Source organism: Arthrobacter sp. DMZ02-1R (genome assembly GCF_057747935.1).
The window spans coordinates 1,063,497-1,082,837 of record NZ_CM173230.1 but is presented as its reverse complement, the minus strand read 5'-3'; the positions used below and the strand labels follow the sequence as shown (position 1 = coordinate 1,082,837).

Here is a 19,341-nt window from a genome sequence, read left to right as displayed (position 1 = left end):
TAACGGCATCAACTGCTGGGCCCACGCCGCCAGGGTTCCCTGGCCGAGCTTGCGAGGCGAGGGTGGTGGTGGGGATCAGTTGGGTGCGCTCAACTCTCCATGAACCTCAGGTACTTTGCCGCTTGGAGTTCGAAGGAGCGCCTGGCCGCCGGGGTCAGGCCTTCCGGGGCGAACGGTTCGGGCTCGACGCCGGCGCTTCGGCCGGTGCCGCTGCGAGACCAGGTGCCCACCACTTCGCCGCCGGACACGATCATCCGCTTGAAAACACCATTGCCGCCCGGGACGACCTTCTGGGAATGCTCCGCTGGCAGGACGAGACTGCGGTCCGTATACCCGAGCAGGAATTCATCGAACCCGGGCAAGGCGAGGACCGTACGCGAGCCCGGAACGCCGTCGTCGAGCAGGGCGGCTGTTTCCGGCGCGAGCCAATAAGACGTTCCCCGGAAGATGAGCTCAACGAGTTGGCTGCGAATAGCCTCGTGGGCTGCCCGGACTTCGGCTTTGGGGATCTGGGTCCACCACGCGAAGTCCAAGAGCGTGGCCGGTCCGTGGCTGCGTATATACCTGAGCAGGAATTCGGCAATCCCTTCTTCTCGGCTCAACGCCCTGGATTCCGGAATCCACTCATCGAAGGCCACGAACAGTTGCTGTCCGAGCGCTTTACCTGCCGTGCCGGCCGGGGGCCCTTGGACCAGCCAAGCGTTCTGGCACAGAATCCAGAGCAAATGGATGCCACGTTGGGCCACGGTCACTTGGCCAGCGGATTCGAAGATCTTGAAAAGCTCCTCGCGCGTGGCGCCTGGGCTGCCAGCCACGCGGTCAAGAGCAAGGTCCCGGCACGTGGCGACGTCGGCCTCTTCGATGCCGAGTTCCCGGTGCCGTGCGGCCACCGAGCGCATGGACCGATCCGTGGTGATGGCCAGAATCCAGCGCAAGTCCCGCGGTGGAACCAGGTGCAGCGTGCCCCGCATGGGCCAGGACCGGACCACTGCGCCGTTCTCCAGCGCTTCCAACACATTCGAGAGGCCGGAACCGGGGACTCGCTGCCCCACCGCCCAGAACGCCGAGGCGAGGTCTTGAGCCTGCATGGCGCCCATCCGGGACACGCATTCCTCCACGCTGCTGTATCCACCGAGCAAACCCTGGCTGGCCAAGCGCAGCCTACCCATGATTTTCGGAGTGACGCGGATCTTCGCCGAAGCTGTCATGGCCCCATCATAGGACGCACGGCGGACAGCTTCGGTCCGCAATAACAGCAGGAGGAACTCCCATCCCGCTCACAGGGGCCTTCCAGCAGGCCCTCCTAGTCTGGAGGAATGCTGTTCGGTGATTTGGGTCCGCTGCTGCGGCCGCTCAGCCGGCGGTTAGCAGCCGCAGGTTGGTGCGCGGCCGCCGTCGGGCTTGTCTGCGGACTGGCCATAGCCGTCGGTGCAGGAGTGCGGTTGTCGCCGTCCATGCAGACCGTCCAGGAGGTGGGTCTCGCCGCCACCGGCGCCGCAGCCCTCCTCCTGGGCCTTGCCGCTGCGCACCAGCCGTCGTCCGGCGAGCAAGCTGACGATCCCGAATCGGGGTTCCAGGCAGGCGCCGCGGATCAGGTGCGCAGCTTCCTGTTTGCGGCTGTGGTCATGCTCCTCGGCGTTATAGGCTTCGCAGCCGCGGGCTGGATTTCGCCCGGCGGCCCGTCGCCGCAGAGCATAGCGTTCAGCCAGATCTTCCTTTTGGGGGCAGCAAGCTGCGGGCTGACGTTCCTCTTGCTCAACAAGGTGCTTCCCACCGGAAAGCGCTGAGCGCTTCCTAGCAGGCCCTAAAGGGCCAAACCGACCAGCAGCGGTTCCGGATGCAGTTCAATGCCAAAGCGTTCGACGACGCCGCGGCGCACCTCGCGCGCGATCGCCACCATGTCTTCCGCGCTGGCTCCTCCCCTGTTGGTGATGGCCAGTGTGTGTTTCGTGGAGAGCGAGGCACGTCCGCCGGACACGCTCGCGGGATCGAGCCCGAAGCCCTTTCCGAAGCCGGCCTGGTCAATCAGCCAGGCTGCAGACAGCTTCACGAGGCCATCGCTTCCAGCCGGGTACTGCGGCGCCGCCTCGGGCAGAGACGCAGCCACGGTGGCCGGAACGATCGGGTTGGTGAAGAATGAACCGGTGGAATACGTGTCCCTGTCCGAAGCGTCGAGGACCATGCCCTTGGAGGCACGCAGGCGCAGGACTTCACGCCGGACATCGTTCGAGTATGCGCGCTTTCCTGCCTCAACCCCGAGGGACCGGGCCAGCTCTGCGTACCGGATGGGTGCGCTCATGCGTCCGAGCGGCAGCTGGAATTCGACCGTCAACACCACGTAACGGGGTGAGCCCTCGGCAGTGGTCTGTTTGAGGATAGAGTCCCGGTAGCCGAACTTGAGCTCGGAGTTGGTGAAGGTCTGCACGGCGTTGCGTCCGCGGTCCCAGGTACGGACGGCTGCGATGGTCTGGGAGACGTCGGCACCGTAGGCGCCCACATTCTGCACGGGAGTAGCACCTGTGGCTCCGGGAATGCCGGAGAGGGCCTCCAGTCCGGACCACGCATGCAGCACGGAATGTTCAACGAGGGCGTCCCAGTTGTGCCCAGCCTGGACCACCACAGAGACTCCTCCGCAGCTATCCTCCGAGTTGACGGTGAATCCCTGCGAAGCGATCTTGAGCACCGTGCCTGGGTATCCGGCGTCGGAGATCAGCAGGTTGGATCCCCCACCGATGATGAGCAGGTTCTCGCCGGCCGCATCCGCCGAACGGACGGCGTCGATGATTTCCTCTTCGGTGCGGGCCTCCAAAAAGGTGCCGGCAGGGCCACCAACGGCGGCCGTGGTCAGTTCGGAAAGCATCGTCTGGGTCACCAAACAAGCCTAGCGGGGATTGCCTGCCCCGGCCGACTTAGGGATGCGCTTGCTCACGGGCGCCGGCTCAGGGATTCGCCGACTTGGGGATGCGCTTCCGCGAGACGGGCGCAAGGAAGAAGCTCGCGACGAGCAGGACCAGGACGGCGAGCAATGAATGCAGGATGCCGAAGTGCTCCGCCAGCAACCCCAACAGCGGCGGACCGCAAAGAAAAGCCCCATAGCCAATCGTGGAGACAACGGAAACCCGGGCCGCGGCGTGCGCTGGATCGTCCGCGGCGGCCGACATGCCCACCGGGAAGCCCAAGGAAGCACCGAGCCCCCAGATGGCCAAGGCCACGAAGGCCAGCCACGGCACCGGAGAGAAGACAAACAACGCAAGGCCGACCACGGCTGTGGCCGAACACCAACGCATCACCGGAACGCGGCCGAAGCGGTCCAAGACCACAGTCCCGGCGAAGCGTCCCACTGTCATGAACGTCACGAAGATTCCATAGCCGATGGCTCCGGCAGCATCGGATTGACCATGGCCATCGGCCAACGCCAAGGCCACCCAATCCCCCGCTGCGCCTTCTGCCAGGGCGAGCCCCAGGACGAGCAGGCCGAGCAGGAGGGTCCGGCGTTCACGCCATGCCCGGGCCACCATACGCTTGCTGTCCAGCGGTTCGGCCGGTTTCTGCTGGCCGGGCTGGATGATGGGCAAGGGGCCGGTTGAAGGATCTTCAAAAGTGTCCGGCTTTTCGGGCTTGAAGGCCTTTGCGGGACCTCGCGCTGTGGACTGGCGTGTGGCGTCCGCTCGGAACCAAGCGGCCGCGGTCACCACAGAGACGGCGACCACCAGGCCGGCCGCAGCCAGATGCCAAAAGACCGGTAGTCCGGCGGCAGCTGCCCAGGCTCCGAGCCCTGCGCCCGCAACGGTGCCCAGGCTGAAGGATCCATGGAGGCGCGGCATGATGTGCCGTTCAAGCGCGCGTTCAAGCGACGCTCCCTCTACATTGGATGCCGTATTCCAGCTGGCTGTGCCGAGGCCTATCACCATGAGCCCGGCTGCCACCACCACCGGGTTTGCCAGCACAGATGTGCCAAAACCGGCGACCGCCAGGCCGACGCCCACCATAGCGCCGCCGCGACAATTCCGCCGCGGTGGCGCGTGGTGCTGACTGTTGCAGCCTGCTCAAGCGAGCTTCACAACGGCCTGGGATTTCATCAGGACTTTCTGGCCGCCAAAGGTGACGGTCAGGTCGATGCGGGCGGTGCGCGCATCGGCGTCGAGCGCTCCCACCACGCCGGAAACCTCAATCACCGCGCCGGGCTCGCTTGTACCAGTGGTGTCGGCGACCAGCACCGGTTTGGTGAAGCGCGTCTGGTAGTCGACGACGGCGGCAGGGTCGCCGGCCCAGTCGCTCACCAATTGCACGGCGGAGCCCATGGTGAACATGCCGTGGGCGATGACTCCTGGAAGTTCGACGCCGGTGGCGAAGGATTCGTTCCAGTGGATCGGGTTGAAGTCGCCGGACGCACCCGCGTACTTGACCAGGTCCTGGCGGGTGACCTCGATGCTGCGGGTACCGATTTCCTGCCCGACGGTGAGTTCTTCAAGTTTCAAGCTCATGGCTACTGTCCCTCTCCGCGGACCAGAATGGACGAGGTGGTGGTGGCGACCCTTTCGCCGTCCACCGTAGTGATTTCCGAACGGGTGGTGATCATGGCCCCGCCGCCCATGGCGCGGACGCCGTCGACGTGCAGCTCGGCCCGCAACTGGTCTCCGGCAACAATCGCGCGGTGGTGCGTGAAGCGCTGGTCTGCATGGACCACCCGGCTGAAGTCAATCCCGGAATCGGGGTCCTCGATCAACTGGGCATCGGCCCGCTGGGCAACGATGATGGCGAAGGTCGGCGGGGCGACGAGGTCGCTGTGCCCGAGGGCTTTGGCGGCTTCGACGTCGAAGTGGGCGGGGTGGGTGGCTTTCACGGCCCGGGCGAACTCCCGGATCTTTTCGCGGCCGACGTCGTACACCTCTGCGGCAGGGTAGCTGCGGCCCTGCAAGTCCGGGTTAATAGTCATGCTCCAACCCTATCGGCCCGGGACGTGTCTCCAACTAACAGAATGATCGTGGAAACCGGAGCGCTCTACGCCGCAGTAGGCGGTCCGAACCACGTGGCCAACGCGTCAGCGAGGCCCAGCTGGGTACCGTCTCCGACCCAGGCCACATATCCGTCGGGCCGAATCAACACCGCGGCGGGAGGAGTGACCGCCCCGAGTGCCGGAAGCTCCCACACACCACCGTATGTGGCGTCGATCAGCTGAACCCGATCTGCCCATGGGGTGACGTCGAAGCCACCGGGCTCGCCGAGGTTGAGGAGCACCGGCCGGGCCTCGTGCAGCAGGCTGAAGACGCCCAGCGGGCCGCTCGGGGTGACGAATTCGAGATCTGGCATGCGGCGCCCGAGCAGCGGGTGTCCTTCGCCGAGGTCGTAGTGGATGTCCAAGCCTGACATCATCGCTGCGAAGCGCTTGCGTGGTTCCTCCATGCCGAGGAGCTCGGCAATGACCTCGCCCACGGCCTTCGTGCGTTCGTCGGGGCGGCGAAGCGCGACACTCGCCATCGTGTTGCGCAGCACGCGCGCAGCCACCGGGTGGCGCTCGGCGTGGTAGGTATCGAGGAGGCTTTCCGGGGATGTCCGCTTGACCACCTGGGCCAGCTTCCATCCCAGATTCACGGCATCCTGCACACCCGTGTTGAGGCCCTGTCCACCGTCCGGGGCATGCACGTGTGCGGCGTCGCCGGCGAGCAGGACCCGCCCGTCGCGGTAGGCCGCGGCCTGTCGAGTCATATCGGTGAATCTGGAGATCCAGATGGGACTGTGGATCCCGTAGTCGGTCCCGCAAACGGCGATGAGTGCATCGCTCAGGTCACTAAGGGTCGGTTCAGTCGTGGGTCCGACGTACTGTTCGGTCACCATGACCCCTATGGGTCCACCATCGAGGTAGACCACCTTGCCGTCGTGAATCTGGTACTCCAACTTGCCGAAGGAATGGATGCCAAAGGCATTGGGGTGGACGCCGAACGGCGGTTCCTCGGCCATCTCGACTTGGGCGATCAGGGCACTGGTGGTCGGATCCCATCCCGGGAACTCGATGCCGGCTACTTTACGGACCAGACTGCGTCCGCCGTCGCACCCGACGAGGTATTCTGCCCGCAATGGCTGGCCGCCGGACAGCTCGACGTCGACGCCGGTGCCGTCCTGCGCGAAACCGGTCACCTCACGTCCGTGATAGATCGGCACCGCCAGTTCGCCGACCCAGCCGGCAAGTATGCGCTCGATATGGTTCTGCCACAGCCCGAGCCCGTAGTTATGACGTGTGGGAAAGTCGCTGATGTCAAGGCGGACCCCGGCGAACCCCGCCACCTGAGCTACCTGCCCCTCCGACAGGAACCGATCAGCAATTCCACGCTGATCGAGGACCTCGAGGGTGCGTGAGTGCAAACCGCCTGCACGTGAGCCAACGAGATCCTGGTTTGCGCGCCGCTCGACAACAGCGACGTCGACGCCCGCCAAGGCCAGCTCGCCCGCCAGCATGAGCCCTGCGGGACCTGCTCCGACGATTACTACGGCATGCTCGGTCATCGCTAAACTCCGGTCAGCATCATGGCTGGGTTACTTCTTCTGCAAACCCTTGCGGATCTGCTGCCCGCGAACCACCATGCCCACCACATGCAGGACCAGGCCGAGCCCGATCACGGCCAGCGAGGCTACCGCAAGGCCTTGGTTGTGCGAGGTGTTGCCGACAATCGTCAGGATGATTCCGACGGCGATCAGCCCCATCGCACTGAAAACCAGCGTCTTGTAGGTGGCGGAGGCAGTGGCCCAGAATTCGTTCAGCACCACCCAAGTTTAGGGCACTCGCTCCAGATACCCTTACAGGAGGGCAGGAGAAAATCCGACAAAAGTGAGCGAGCGTCCGGTCAGGACCCGGTAAAAGTGAGCGAGCGTCGGTGGACGGGAACGCCGTCGGCAACCGAACACCGCCAATCCCCCTTGACTCCAATGAACGCTCGCTCACCTTTAGCGGGATTTCCCCAAACGCTCGCTCACTTGTAGCGGCCAATCCACGGACGCTCGCTCACTTGTAGCGGCCAATCCACGGACGCTCGCTCACTTGTAGCGGCCAATCCGCGGACGCTCGCTCAGATCATCTGCGAGAGGATCCCGTCGTTTGGGCTTGTTCGTGAGCGAGCGTCCGGTCAGGACCCGACAAAAGTGAGCGAGCGTCGCGACTTGGGCACGCTCCCCTCGGCGTCCTTACAGGGAGGGCTGGACCCCGAAGGCCACGGCGAGTTTCATGATCTTTTCGGCGCGGCCGAGACGCGGGAGGTCGGAACCGTCGCGGATGACCCTGCCGTTGGCTTCGAAGTCGCTCATGAAGTCGGTTGCCCAGGCGACGTCCGACGGCGTGGGGCTGATGACTTCATTGATGATTGTGGTCTGGTCGATGGCCAGACAGAGCTTGCCGGTCATGCCCATAGTTACCGTGATGCCGGTCTGCTCGCGCAGGATCGGGTGGTTGGTGCCGACGGTCGGGCCGTCGATCGGGCCCGGGAGATTGCCCACACGGCTGGCGACAACCAGCTTGGCCCGGGGGTAGGCCATCGCCTCAGGCGTGGCGGCCATGCCCGTGTCCCGGCGGAAGTCGCCCGAACCGAAGGCCAGGCGGAAGGCACCCTGGGCGCGGGCGATGTGGTTTGCTTCCTCGATGCCAAGGGCCGACTCCACGAGGGCGACAACCGGGGTCTTGCCGTCCATACGGTGGAAGGATTCCGTGACCTGGTCCGCGGACTCGGTCTTGGCCAGCATGACGCCCAACAGGCCGGGGGTGCCACGGAGTCCGGCGAGGTCATCGGCCCAGAACGGGCTCGTGGCGTCGTTGATGCGGACCCAGGCCTGGCCGCCGGCAGTCAACCAATTGATGACATTGGCGCGGGCCGTGTCCTTCTGGGACGGGTCCACGGCGTCTTCGATGTCGAGGATGATGGCGTCCGCGCGCGATGAGGCCGACTGGTCGAAAAGCTCCGTCTTCATGGCGTTCACGAGGAGCCAGGAGCGTGCAATCTCGGCGGGAATGTTGCGGGTGGACCGAATGGACTCGGCGGCGGTGCTAGACGTCATGTATCTACCGTATCCGTCCAGTCGCCAGGAACGCTAAGAATCGGGCGCAGGTGTGAGCATCAATACGAACAAAACAAATGTGACAGGCGAGCGCCATCGAGATCTGCCGCGGCCTCCACTCTTGCCACACGGCGACCTAGCGCTGGGTGCTCCCGCTCGGGTGGGCGCCCAACAACCCAAGTTCCCCTCTGTGGGGCAGTCCTTCCCAGTCGCCCGCCGTACTGACGGCGAAAGCGCCGGCCAGGACGCCCCGCTGCAGGCGCCCGGCGACGTCTTCGCCGTCGAGCAGGGCAGACAAGTAGCCCGCGGTGAAAGCGTCTCCAGCCCCCACGGTGTCGATACTGGTCACGGGCACCGCCCGCTGTTCCCGAGGGCCAGCGGCGGTGTAGGCGCAGGCGCCAACGGCTCCTCGCTTGACTACGACCTCCCGCACGCCGCGATCCAGCAGCCCCGCCGCCATGGTGGCCTCCGCAGCGTCGGGTCCGCCATTTCCGGCATGATCGGAGGCGAGCAGATCGAGCTCGTCCTCGGAAGCAATCACGACGTCAGCGTGCCGGACAATCGAGGTGAGCGCCGTACGCGCCTCGTCCCGGGACCAAAGCTTGCTGCGGTAATTGACGTCCAACGACACCAGGACCCCTTCGCTGGCAGCGCGCTCAGCCGCGTACTCCACGGCGTCCAGCGGCTGAGGTCCGAGGGCAGCCGTGATCCCGGTCAGATGCAGGACCTTGGCACCGGCGTCGAGTACCGGCTCAATGTCTTCCCGCCGGAGGGTGGAACCGGCCGAACCTGCCCGATAGTAGAAGGCGCGGCTGACGTCGGCCGTGCGCTGTTCGAGGAACATGACGCCGGTGCCGCGGCTCGGGTCCACCCGGTGCCGCACGCCGAGACCCTCGGAGCGCAATTGTCGCAGGATGAATTCGCCGTGAGGGTCTGCCCCAAGCACTCCGGCCCAGGTGACCGTGTGGCCAAGCCGTGCGATGCCAACGGCCACGTTCGATTCGGCCCCGGCGACGTGCATGCCCAGGCTGCCGCCCGCTGACAACGGGCCGGGACTCCTCAGCGAGACCATGGATTCGCCGAACGTCAGGAGGTCGACGGCGGCACTCAAGACTGCTTACCTTCCCCGTGGCGCGCGGCAAGGGCAAGGAAAGCACGGGCGCGTTTGCGAAGGGCGTTTAAGTCGCCGCCGGACGCCGCATCCCCGATGAGGGGACCTCCCGGGCCAACTGCGATGGCGCCGGCTTCCCAGAAAGCAGGAGCCTCGTTGAGGCCGACGCCGCCGACCGCCACGAACGGGATCCGGGGAAACGGGTCCCGGAGTGCCTTTAAGTACTCCGGACCACCGAACGAGGCCGGGAAGAGCTTCACTGCGGTCGCGCCGCGGGTCATGGCCCCATGCGCCTCGCTGGGGGTCATCGCGCCGGCCAGGACGGGCAGCCCGAGACTGGCTCCGACCTCGATCGACTCGGCCAATGCCGGAGTAACAATGAACTGGCCGCCGGCCGCGACGACGTCGTGCACGTCTTGCGCAGTGAGGACCGTGCCGGCTCCCACGAAGCAGGACTCCGGCGCGGAATCACGGATGCGCGTTATGGCCGCGAGGGCGTCCGGCGTCGTGAGTGCCACCTCGACGTAGCGGAAGCCCTCCTCCATGACAGCCAGCGCGGCTTCGGCCGCTGCCTGTCCGTCCGTTCCACGCACAATCGCCACGAGCCTTGATCCGCTAAGTCCTTCAAGAAACTGATCTGGAGTCATGTCTTTCACCATTCTGCGAAGGAGCCGTCGGAGTGGCGCCACACGGGCCCGCGCCATTTGTGCCCCTGTTTGTCGGCGGTGCGGACAACGGCCTCGTCGATCTCGATCCCGAGGCCCGGCCCGGTCAAGCGTTCAATGTGCCCGTCCACGAACTTCAGCGGTGTCTTGTCCACCACGTAGTCCAGGACCTCAGCGCCCTGGTTGTAGTGGATCCCGATGCTCTGCTCCTGGATCAAGAAGTTGGGCGTGGCGAAGCCCACCTGCAGGCAGGCCGCCAAGGCCAGCGGGCCCAAAGGGCAGTGCGGGGCGAGTTGGACCTCGTAGATTTCGGCCAGGGAGGCGATCTTGCGGACTTCGGTGATGCCACCGGCGTGCGAGAGGTCCGGTTGGGCCACGGCGATGCCGGCCTGCAGCGCAGGCAGGAATTCCTGCCTGCTGTAGAGCCGCTCGCCGGTGGAGACCGGCGTCGTGGTCGAGGAGGTGAATTCGCGCAGGAGGTGCGTGTTTTCCGGGACAACCGGCTCTTCGAGGAAGAAGGGCCGGTACGGTTCCAGGAGGGGCGCCACCCTGCGTGCATTGGCGAGGCTGAACCGGCCGTGGAAGTCCACCGCCACGTCCCGGTGGTCCCCCAGGACTTCGCGGGCGGCGGCCACCCGCCGGACCACGCCGTCGAGCTCTGCTACTGAAGCGACCGGGCTCATCCGGCCGCTGGCGTTCATTTTGACTGCGGTAAGGCCCACTTCGAGCTGGGCGCTGATCTGATCTGCCACCTCGTTGGGCTCGTCCCCGCCCACCCAGCCGTACATCCGGATCCGATCACGAACCGGGCCTCCGAGGAGTTGGTGCACTGGAGCGTTGAAGTGCTTGCCCGCGATGTCCCAAAGCGCCTGGTCCAGGCCGGAGACAGCGCTGGCCAGGATCGGTCCGCCGCGGTAGAAGGACCCCTTGGTCATGACCTGCCAGTGGTCCTCGATCCGAAGCGCATCGTTTCCGATGAGCACCTCGGAAAGCTGCTCGACGGCGGTGCGGACGGTTTCGCTGCGACCCTCGCAGCTTGCCTCACCCCAGCCGACGATTCCGCTGTCGGTCTCGATCCGGACGAACAGCCAGCGCGGAGGGACAAGGAAGGTTTCGATGCTGCTGATTCGCGTCATGCTGCGCCCCTAGCCTTTGGTCGCGCCGGCGGTCATGCCGGACACGATGTATTTCTGCGTGAAGAGCGCGATGATCATGATCGGGATGGTCACCACGGTGGCGGCCGCCATAAGCCCGCCCCAGTCGATGCTGGCATAGGAGACGAAGTCGAAGATGGCCACCGGAAGCGTCTTGGTCTTGGATCCGGACAGGACCAGGGCGAACATGAAGTTGTTCCAGGAAAAGATGAACGACAGGATTCCTGCAGTAGCCATTCCAGCGACAGACAGCGGCAGGGTGATGCGACGGAATGCACCGATCGGCGTGAGTCCGTCCACTTGGGCCGACTCCTCTAGCTCAAGCGGCAGGGAGTCGAAGTAGCTCATCATGATGTAGACGATCAGCGGCAGCGCCACGAACATGTGGCTGAGGATCAGCACTTCAAACCCGCCCACCATCTTCAAATTGGAGAAGACGTAGTACCACGGGACCAGGAGCGAAACGCCCGGGATCACGCGCGCCATCAGGACCACGAGCGCCGAGCGGCGCATGGTGAACCGGCTCATCGCGTATGCGGCAGGGACGCCCAACACCAGGGAAAGGGCCGTGGATACGAAGGCAACCCAGAAGCTGTTGATGATGAAGACAAAGTAGTTGTTTCGCTGCAGCACGTTCGCGTAGTTCTCGACCGTGGGCGTGAACAGGAAGGACTTGCCGGCGTCGTAGATGTCCACGTTGGTTTTGAGTGAGGCCAGGAGCATCCAAAACAGCGGCGCGATCAGGAACAGCACAACGGCGATCAGGGCAACCACGCGGAAGGTCTTGTAAGCGCGGGTGCGCACGGGCTTCCGACGGCGATTGGCCAGCCGGTGCTCGCGGGCTGAAGCACGGGGTTCGGTCAGGACGGTCATTTGCTTGCCGCTTTCTTACGCATGGTCAGCAGCCACATGGTGCCGATGATGATCATGAAGAACAGGATGAGCACTGCGGAGGACAGCCCGTATTGGTTGTAGTCGAAGCTCAGCCCGTAGGCGTAGACATTAAGGGTCTCCACCTCGTGGAAGGAGCCGCCGCCCTTGCCCTTCGTGGCGTAGAGGATGTCAAAGGTCTTCAGGGCATCGATGCCCCGCAGCAGGATGGCGACGATCACGGTTGGCATCATGAGGGGCAGGGTGACGAAGAAGAAGCGCTGGAAGGCGTTGGCACCGTCCATCCGTGCAGCCTCGTCTGGCTCTTCGGACAAGGACGTCAGGCCGGCAAGAAGGATGAGGACAACCATGGGAGTCCATTGCCACACGTCCATGAAGATCGTGGTGCCAAGCGCGGTGTCCTGCCCGGACAGCCACGGCTGCGGAGGGATTCCCACCAGTCCGAGTACTTGGTTGACGAAGCCGATATTGGGGTCGAAGATCAGCCGCCACATCATGCCCACGGCCACGGGTGTGGCAACCAGCGGCAGCAGGATGGCCACGCGGACCCAGCGCTCGCCGCGGAAGGGGCGCCAAAGCAGCAAGGCGATGCACATGCCGAGGACGACTTCGCAGGCCAGCGCAACGCCGGTGAAGGACAGGGTGCGCGCGACCGCGGGCCAGAACCGTTCCGCGTCGGAGAGGACCGTGACGTAGTTCTGCAGTCCGACGAACTCGGACGCGGCCCGGACGGATCCTTGCGAATCAGTCAGGCTGAGGTAAAGCGTCCAGGCCAGGGGAAAGACGATCAGGACGCCGACGAAAATCATCGCGGGAGCTGCGAAGAGCCATTTGCGATGCCGGTTGGCCCAAGCCGAGAAATTCTCACGCGCGCCGGGCTTGCGGTCCGTGCCGCGGGAGGGCGCGCTGCGGGGAGTGGTCAGTACAGACATGGTTCACCTAAGGAGTTTGGGGGTGAATTGAAGGGGCTCGCCGCGGCGGGACGGCAGCATAGCCATCCCGCCGGGCAATTGCGCTACTTCTTTTCGCTGTCCAGGAACTTCTGGAATTCGCCGTTCGCCTTGTCAGCTGCCGCCGAGGCGTCGGCTCCGGAGATCGTGGAAACGATCGGCGTGCCCACGATTTCGCGAGCCTTGCCGACAGTGACCACCTCGGGACGGTCGTGGCCTACGCCGTTCTTGGCGCTGACGGAGATGGCATCGGCCAGATCCTTGGGGTAGGTGGAGGTTCCGGCCGGATCTGCCCAGACCGAGGCACGGGGGCCGGGTACTCCAGCCTTCTGCGCAGCCAAGGTGCGCTCCTTGCTTGTGGCCCACTGGATGAACTTCCAGGCGTTGTCCTGGTTGTTGGAAGCCTTGTTGACGGCCAAACCCCACGACGGGATGTTGTACGGCTTGGAGCCCGCCGGGCCGGCGGGCAGGGCGGCGAAGCCGACATTGTCGGCAACCTTGGACTTGGCAGGGTCGGTTGCGTTCTTGTAGAGCGAGTCCGCCTCGGTGTAGAAGGCCGCCTTGCCCTGAGTGAAGATGGCCATGGCCTCCGGCCAGCTCATATCGGTGCTGACGTTCTTAGGTCCGTAGCTCTTGATCAGCCCTCCGTAGAAGGCATAGGCCTTTTTCGCGGCATCGCTTCCGACGGCGGACTTGCCACTGGCGTCGACGAAGTCGCCGCCGAAGCTGTACAAGAAGCTTGAGAACTGGGTGACGGCCGCGGACTTTCCGGTGCGTGCCACGAAGCCGGCCGTATCAGGTGACGCGGCAGCGATGGTCTTGGCGGCTGCCTGAAGCTCATCCATGGTCTTTGGGACAGCGAGACCGGCCGACTTCAGCAGGTCCTTGCGGTAGTAGAGCACTTCGCGCTCGGTGATGATGGGGACGCCCACCACCTTCCCGTCAACGGTGCTGGCCTTGACCGGGCCGTCCTGATAGTCCCTCCAGTCCCAGCCGGCGTCCTGCGAGACCTTGCTGGTCAAGTCGGCGAGGTAGCCATTCTTTGCGAACGCCTTGCCTTCCTGCAGCGGCCGGTACATCATGACGTCGATCTCGTCCGTGCCGGCGTTGAGCTTGACGTTGTACTGGTCCGAGAGTTGGTCCTCGCCGAGTTGGGTGAGTTCGACCTTGAGGCCCGTGGACTTTTCGAATTCCGGAATCGCCGCCTTGATTCCGTCAGTCCAGACGTGGTTGGCCAGGGTAACCCGAACGGTCCCTGCTGCCTTGCCGTCGCTGCTGCCGCTGCCGCCACCGCAAGCGGTCAGGCCCAGCGATAGGGCTGCGGCGACTGCCGCATATTTCATAATTGAATGCCGCTTCATTACGACTCCCCCGTTTTAGTGTTCAGAGCCGGACAACATCATCCGGTCAACCGCAGACGCATCTATACATCTGCTCTGGGGGAGAGCTTAGAGAAATAAAGCATACTTAAACAAGGCCCTGTGGCCCACGAGTATGATTTATTTATGAAAACCCCAAAGGCGGAGTCCACAGCAGACCTGCATTCCGTGTTGGTCGAGAACCTGGGGCTCGCTATCGCCGAGGGGACTCTGGCACCGCATTCGATCCTGCGCCTAGATGAGCTGGAGGCGCAGCAGAAGGTGTCACGATCGGTGGTCCGTGAGGCCACGCGCGTGCTCTGCTCGATGGGCATGTTGGAATCGCGGCGACGCCTCGGAACCGTAGTGCAGCCGGAAGAATCCTGGAACCTCTACGATCCGCAGGTCATCCGCTGGCGCCTGGCCTCTTCCAAAAGACTCGAACAGCTGCGGGCGCTCAATGAGCTCCGCGGCGCGATCGAACCGCAGGCAGCCCGGCTCGCAGCCGGGCGCGTCTCGTTGGACGCCGGCAGCGATCTGGTGTCACAAGCCGCGCGGTTATGGGCGGCAGGCCAAAGCGGGAACCAGGACGAATTCCTCCGGCTGGACATCGAATTCCACGCATCAGTGCTCCGCGCCTCCGGCAACCCCATGTTCACCCAGCTGCACAACCTCGTCCGGGAGGTCCTGACCGGGCGTGCGCAGCATGGCTTGATGCCGAACTTGCCGCACCAAGAGGCCCTGCAGCTGCACGTTGATGTCGCCAGTGCCATCCAGCGGGGCGAGGCGGAAAGGGCGCACGCCGCCATGAGCAGGATCGTCGAACAGTCCACGGAGGAAACGGCCGACATTTGGTCAGAACACCACGCGACCCGGCAGCCGCAGGATGCCGATGCTGCCCTGGCTGCCGACTAACGAAGCCGACTAACAAAGCTTGCTGGCGCATTGCTGTCCTGCTGCTAGGGAACACTCTTTCCCCGCGCAGCCACCCACAGCTGATACCACTCGATCCGAGTCATCGCCGCAGCGACGGCGACGGCGTCCGCGCAGGCTGCAATCCGCGTCGGGTTGGAACTGCCCAACACCGGGGAAATGCGGGCAGGGTGCTTCATGAGCCAGCCGAGCAGCACGGCCTCAGGAGTAACACCCTTCTCTTCCGCAAGCTGGGCGACCAACGCGATAGTCTCGGTGTCGGCGGCAGCCGGGGCATCCAGCGTCGAACCCGTGTACCGGCCCTGGGCGAGGGAGCCGTAGGCCTGCAGCTCAATCCCGTGGCTGACGCAGTGCTCCAAGGTGCCGTGCGGGAAACTGTAGCCGAGTGCGTCGTCATGGTTGACCAGGACAGTGCTCTCGAGCCAGGCGCGACGGTGAAGGCTCATCTCCAACTGGTTGGCGATGATGGGGGTCTCCAGCTTGTTCTGGAGGAAGGCGATCTGCACTCCGGACATGTTGGACACCCCAAGCTGCCGGACCTTGCCTTCCGCCATGAGCTGCCCGACGGCGGACGCCACCTCTGCGGGATCCATCAGGGGGTCCGGACGATGGAGGAGCAGTACGTCGACGTAATCGGTCCTCAGCCGCTGCAGGCTTCCGTTAACCCGTTCCAGGATGGCGCCCTTGCTCAGATCGTAGTGTCCTTGGACTCCTGTCTGGCTGAGCCGGATTCCGCACTTGGTCTGCAGCTGGATCTTTTCACGCAGCCCAGGGGTCCGGGCCAGCACGTCGCCGAACACGGCCTCGGACTTGCCGCTGCGGTAGATGTCGGCGTGGTCGAACAGCGTGATGCCGATGCCCATGGCTGCGTAGATCGCTTCTGCGGCCTGATCAACGTAGGCGCTACCGTACTCGTTGCCTTCCCAGGGCCCGCCAAGGCCCATGCAGCCGTAGATGAGGCGGCCAGAGGACGTTTCCCTCCTTGCAGTCATTTCCCAACTCTTTCACATGCAACTAGTCCCCACCGCCGCCCTCGCCTCGCAAGTCCCCACCGGCTCCCAGCCTTCGCAAGCTCAGGCAGGGACCCTCGCCGGCGGGGCCCCACGGCCAGGGAACCCTGGCGGCGTGGGCCCACGCAGTTGTTGTCGTTTACAGCGCTCAAAACGACAACAACTGCGAGCTAGTTGGGTCAGCGGCCAGCGGTCAGGGGTCAGCGGTCGGGGGTCAGACGATCCAGGCTGTGGTGTTTGCGGGGAGCTTGCCGCCGTCGAGCGGTGCGCTGCTCACGACGACGGTGCCTTCCGGAAGTGCCACGGGCTCGGTGCCGAAGTTCGTCACCGATTGCCAGCCGTTGGGCCGCACGAAGTGCAGCACCGACTCGTTGCTGGAAGGAATCCATTCAAGGTCCTCTGCCGCCTGCAGCTCCGAGCGCAGCTCCAAGGCCTTGCGGTACAGCTCCAGCGTGGAGCCCGGAACGTTGTCCTGCGCCTCCACGGCGTAGCCGGCAAACCATTCAGGCTGTGGCAAGTGGGCATGTCCGTCGCCGAAGCCGAAGGAAGAACCTTTACCGGTCCACGGCAGCGGCACGCGGCAGCCATCGCGACCAACATCCACGCCCGGGTTACGGAAGAACGCCGGGTCCTGGCGCTCGGCGTCCACGATGTCGCCGACTTCCTGCAGGCCAAGCTCTTCGCCCTGGTACAAGTACGCGGAGCCCGGCAGGGCGAACATCAGCAGCGACGCGGCGCGGGCACGGCGCAAGCCGAGCTCGGCGTCGACGTCGGAGGGGAGACCGCCGTCGAGCAGCCATGCCTTGCCGTCCTGGCCCTTTCCTTCGCGGCCGCCGCCCTGGGGCAGGCCATAGCGGGTGGCGTGCCGAACGACGTCGTGGTTGGAGAAGACCCACGTGGAGGAGGCGCCGGATGCTGCGGCCTCGGCGAGGTTCTTGGTGATGATGGTGCGGAACTGCTCGGCGTCGAAATCGGCCTTGAGGAGGTCGAAGTTGAAGGCCTGGCCCAGTCCGTCGGGGCTGGCGTAGCGGGCGCGGCGGTCGGCGTGCACCCAGGCTTCGGCCACGGCGGTGCGGGGCGGGTTGTACTCATTGAAGAGCTTGCGCCACTCGGAATAGATCTCGTGTACCTCGTCGCGGTCCCAGAAGGGGTGGGCGCCCAAGGCGTTGTCGCCTTCCTTGGGCAGCTCGGTCTTCGAGGGCAGCACCTCCGGCAGGTCCTTCGTGAGGGCATGGGCAACGTCGATGCGGAAGCCGTCCACGCCACGGTCGGACCAGAAGCGCAAGGTCTTCAGGAAGTCCTCCCGGACCTCGGGGTTGTCCCAGTTGAAGTCCGGCTGCTCCTTGGTGAAGATGTGCATGTACCACTGCCCCGGGGTACCGTCCGGCTCCGTGATGCGCTCCCAGGCCGGGCCGCCGAAAACAGAGTCCCAGTCCGCCGGGGGCAGTTCGCCGTTCTCGCCGAGGCCATCGCGGAAGATGTAGCGTTCACGGGCAGCCGAGCCTTTGGGGGAAGCCAGTGCCTCCTTGAACCATTCGTGCCGGTCCGAGGAGTGGTTCGGAACGATGTCCGCGATCAATTTGATGCCCGCAGCGTGCAGGGCAGCTGCCATCTCATCAAAGTCGGAGAGCGTGCCCAGCTTCGGGTCAACGTTGCGGTAGTCGTCGACGTCATAGCCGCCGTCAGCCAGGGCCGAGGGGTAGAACGGGCTCAACCAGACGGCGTCGATCCCCAGCGCCAACAGGTACGGAACCTTGGCGGTAATGCCCTTGATATCACCCAGGCCGTCGCCGTTCGCATCGGAAAAACTGCGCGGGTAGATCTGGTACACAGCCGCTTGGCGCCACCAGTTGGGATCGGCCATGCGCACGGAGCGCTCTGAGTCGGTGAGAGTTGCCAGGTTGGCGGTGGAGGACAAAGGGATCCCTGTTCTGTGTCGACGCGATTGTTGAAAGTGTTTATTTAGAATCTAAATTTAGTTCTTCAAGTATTATGTGACGCATACCTACAGGAGGTCAACAGGGATGCCCGAAATCGCGACCGCCACTCCGCAGATGCTGCGCCGGGTCAATGCGGCCAGCGTGCTCGCAGTCATCCGTTCCTCCAACGCAGTGACCGTCTCGGAGCTGATGGAAGCCACAGGGCTGACCCGTGCCACCACCATTTCCGTGTGCGAAGACCTCATGGCCCGGGGCTGGATCAGGGAACTGGAAAACCAGCGTGACTTCGGCACTTACCAGAAGGGCCGCCCGGCACGTCGCTTCGAACTCGACGAAAGCGCCGGCTGCGTCTTGGGGATCGACGTCGGCGTCCTCAAGACCACAGTGGTGGTGGCCGACCTGCGCGGAGACACCACGGGACGGGCCAGCAAGCCCTTTCGGGCCCAAGAGATCCAGGCGCAAGAACGGATACGCGTCATCAGCGAGACGGCACTGCTGGCTCTGGAGGCTGCCGGCGTGGCGCCGGAAAAAGTCCTGGCGGTGACAGTCGGGCTTGCCGCCCCAGTGGACCGGGACGGAAATATCCTCGTCAGCCAGCCGTTCTGGAGCCTGTTCGACGTCGGACTGAAGAAAGCGCTGCATGATCTGCACGGTTGGGAGGTACTGCTGGAGAACGATGCCAACCTTGCGGCATTGGGCGAATGTTGGCGGGGAGCCGGAAGCGGCGTCCAAGACCTCGCGGTGCTCTTGGCCGGCGAGCGTTTTGGTGCAGGCCTGGTCGAATCGGGCAGGCTCCTCCATGGCAGCCGTGGAGGCGCGGGCGAAATGGCCTACTTGGACATGGTGGAGGGAGTGGGCTCGGCCGAGGGCCTCGCCGCCCTGGCCAGATTGTGGGCAGCGGAAGCCTTGGCGGGAAAGTCAAAAACCGCGCTGCGGACTGCGGGTACCGGTGAGATCACTGCCCAACACGTCTTCGCCGCCGCCGCCCAGGGCGACAAAGTGGCGCTCGGCATCCTGGACCGGCTCTCGGACCGGCTGGCCAGGGTGGTCTCCACGATGGCCATCATGCTCAACCCCGAGCTCGTGGTGATTGGCGGCGCAGTGGCAGATTCGGCGTCGGTCCTTCTTGAGCCGACCGCCCGGAAGCTGGCCACGTACACGGCCACTCCCCCGCGGCTCGCTGCTTCTCCATTGGGCGATGCGATTGTGGGAATCGGCGCGGTACGCCACGCCCTGGACCATGTGGAGAAGAACTCCTTGGACCTGGACTTGCGGCGCGTGTAGCCGCT

General features: G+C 64.7%; 18 protein-coding genes and 1 pseudogene. 3 read left to right on the top strand and 16 right to left on the bottom strand.

Annotated features, from left to right (window positions below):
• Nucleotides 1–89: 89 nt before the first annotated feature.
• Entirely contained in the window at nucleotides 90–1,208 is a 1,119-nt protein-coding gene (locus AC3ANQ_RS05155; protein ID WP_488304127.1) for a winged helix DNA-binding domain-containing protein, read from the bottom strand.
• Nucleotides 1,209–1,316: 108 nt separating this feature from the next.
• Between AC3ANQ_RS05155 and AC3ANQ_RS05150 the strand changes: the two genes are divergently transcribed.
• Nucleotides 1,317–1,787: a hypothetical protein gene (locus AC3ANQ_RS05150; protein WP_488304126.1), complete on the top strand. Its 471-nt coding sequence runs from the start codon at nucleotides 1,317–1,319 to the stop codon at nucleotides 1,785–1,787.
• Between the two features lie 17 nt (nucleotides 1,788–1,804).
• Here AC3ANQ_RS05150 and AC3ANQ_RS05145 read toward each other — a convergent pair whose 3' ends face one another.
• From AC3ANQ_RS05145 to AC3ANQ_RS05085, 13 genes and pseudogenes are all read right to left on the bottom strand, one after another.
• Entirely contained in the window at nucleotides 1,805–2,872 is a 1,068-nt protein-coding gene (locus AC3ANQ_RS05145; protein WP_488304125.1) for a UDP-N-acetylmuramate dehydrogenase, read from the bottom strand.
• Nucleotides 2,873–2,939: 67 nt separating this feature from the next.
• Nucleotides 2,940–3,998, bottom strand: a pseudogene (locus tag AC3ANQ_RS05140) (MFS transporter); the annotation flags it as partial.
• Nucleotides 3,999–4,046: 48 nt separating this feature from the next.
• Complete coding sequence (locus AC3ANQ_RS05135) at nucleotides 4,047–4,484, bottom strand: MaoC family dehydratase (protein ID WP_268020709.1); 438 nt, start codon at nucleotides 4,482–4,484, stop codon at nucleotides 4,047–4,049.
• A gap of 2 nt (nucleotides 4,485–4,486) precedes the next feature.
• Complete coding sequence (locus AC3ANQ_RS05130) at nucleotides 4,487–4,936, bottom strand: FAS1-like dehydratase domain-containing protein (RefSeq protein ID WP_395798255.1); 450 nt, start codon at nucleotides 4,934–4,936, stop codon at nucleotides 4,487–4,489.
• A gap of 65 nt (nucleotides 4,937–5,001) precedes the next feature.
• On the bottom strand, nucleotides 5,002–6,501 hold the full coding sequence (locus AC3ANQ_RS05125; RefSeq protein WP_488304124.1) for an FAD-dependent monooxygenase: 1,500 nt from the start codon (nucleotides 6,499–6,501) through the stop codon (nucleotides 5,002–5,004).
• A 30-nt stretch (nucleotides 6,502–6,531) separates the two neighbouring features.
• The gene (locus AC3ANQ_RS05120) at nucleotides 6,532–6,759 is read right to left on the bottom strand and encodes a DUF3188 domain-containing protein (RefSeq protein WP_488304123.1); all 228 of its coding nucleotides are present in this window, start codon (nucleotides 6,757–6,759) and stop codon (nucleotides 6,532–6,534) included.
• Between the two features lie 417 nt (nucleotides 6,760–7,176).
• Nucleotides 7,177–8,040 carry an HpcH/HpaI aldolase/citrate lyase family protein gene (locus AC3ANQ_RS05115; RefSeq protein WP_488304122.1) on the bottom strand — a complete coding sequence of 288 codons (864 nt, stop codon included), beginning with the start codon at nucleotides 8,038–8,040 and terminating at the stop codon, nucleotides 7,177–7,179.
• Nucleotides 8,041–8,176: 136 nt separating this feature from the next.
• Nucleotides 8,177–9,151, bottom strand: coding sequence for a sugar kinase (locus tag AC3ANQ_RS05110; protein WP_488304121.1), 975 nt, complete (start codon nucleotides 9,149–9,151; stop codon nucleotides 8,177–8,179).
• Entirely contained in the window at nucleotides 9,148–9,798 is a 651-nt protein-coding gene (locus AC3ANQ_RS05105) for a bifunctional 4-hydroxy-2-oxoglutarate aldolase/2-dehydro-3-deoxy-phosphogluconate aldolase (RefSeq protein WP_488304120.1), read from the bottom strand. The genes AC3ANQ_RS05110 and AC3ANQ_RS05105 overlap by 4 nt, the downstream gene beginning before the upstream one ends.
• 5 nt (nucleotides 9,799–9,803) lie before the next feature.
• A complete protein-coding gene (dgoD, locus tag AC3ANQ_RS05100) occupies nucleotides 9,804–10,952 on the bottom strand; it encodes a galactonate dehydratase (protein WP_488304119.1) in 1,149 nt (382 codons plus the stop codon).
• Nucleotides 10,953–10,961: 9 nt separating this feature from the next.
• The gene (locus tag AC3ANQ_RS05095; protein WP_488304118.1) at nucleotides 10,962–11,843 is read right to left on the bottom strand and encodes a carbohydrate ABC transporter permease; all 882 of its coding nucleotides are present in this window, start codon (nucleotides 11,841–11,843) and stop codon (nucleotides 10,962–10,964) included.
• Nucleotides 11,840–12,793 (bottom strand): carbohydrate ABC transporter permease, encoded by a 954-nt coding sequence (locus AC3ANQ_RS05090; RefSeq protein ID WP_488304117.1) that lies wholly within the window; start codon nucleotides 12,791–12,793, stop codon nucleotides 11,840–11,842. Before AC3ANQ_RS05090 ends, AC3ANQ_RS05095 begins: the two co-directional genes overlap by 4 nt.
• Nucleotides 12,794–12,876: 83 nt before the next feature.
• Nucleotides 12,877–14,172 (bottom strand): ABC transporter substrate-binding protein, encoded by a 1,296-nt coding sequence (locus AC3ANQ_RS05085; RefSeq protein ID WP_488304116.1) that lies wholly within the window; start codon nucleotides 14,170–14,172, stop codon nucleotides 12,877–12,879.
• 144 nt (nucleotides 14,173–14,316) lie between these two features.
• On the opposite strand from AC3ANQ_RS05085, the gene AC3ANQ_RS05080 reads away from it, so the two are divergent.
• On the top strand, nucleotides 14,317–15,084 hold the full coding sequence (locus AC3ANQ_RS05080) for a FadR/GntR family transcriptional regulator (protein WP_488304115.1): 768 nt from the start codon (nucleotides 14,317–14,319) through the stop codon (nucleotides 15,082–15,084).
• A 44-nt stretch (nucleotides 15,085–15,128) separates the two neighbouring features.
• Here the strand turns inward: AC3ANQ_RS05080 and AC3ANQ_RS05075 are convergent, their stop codons facing one another.
• On the bottom strand, nucleotides 15,129–16,094 hold the full coding sequence (locus AC3ANQ_RS05075) for an aldo/keto reductase (protein WP_488304114.1): 966 nt from the start codon (nucleotides 16,092–16,094) through the stop codon (nucleotides 15,129–15,131).
• A 232-nt stretch (nucleotides 16,095–16,326) separates the two neighbouring features.
• Nucleotides 16,327–18,030, bottom strand: a complete 1,704-nt coding sequence (locus AC3ANQ_RS05070) for a glycoside hydrolase family 13 protein (protein WP_488304113.1) — start codon at nucleotides 18,028–18,030, stop codon at nucleotides 16,327–16,329.
• A gap of 106 nt (nucleotides 18,031–18,136) precedes the next feature.
• Here AC3ANQ_RS05070 and AC3ANQ_RS05065 point away from each other — a divergent pair, with 106 nt between their 5' ends.
• Nucleotides 18,137–19,336, top strand: coding sequence for an ROK family transcriptional regulator (locus tag AC3ANQ_RS05065; protein ID WP_488304112.1), 1,200 nt, complete (start codon nucleotides 18,137–18,139; stop codon nucleotides 19,334–19,336).
• Nucleotides 19,337–19,341 lie beyond the last annotated feature (5 nt).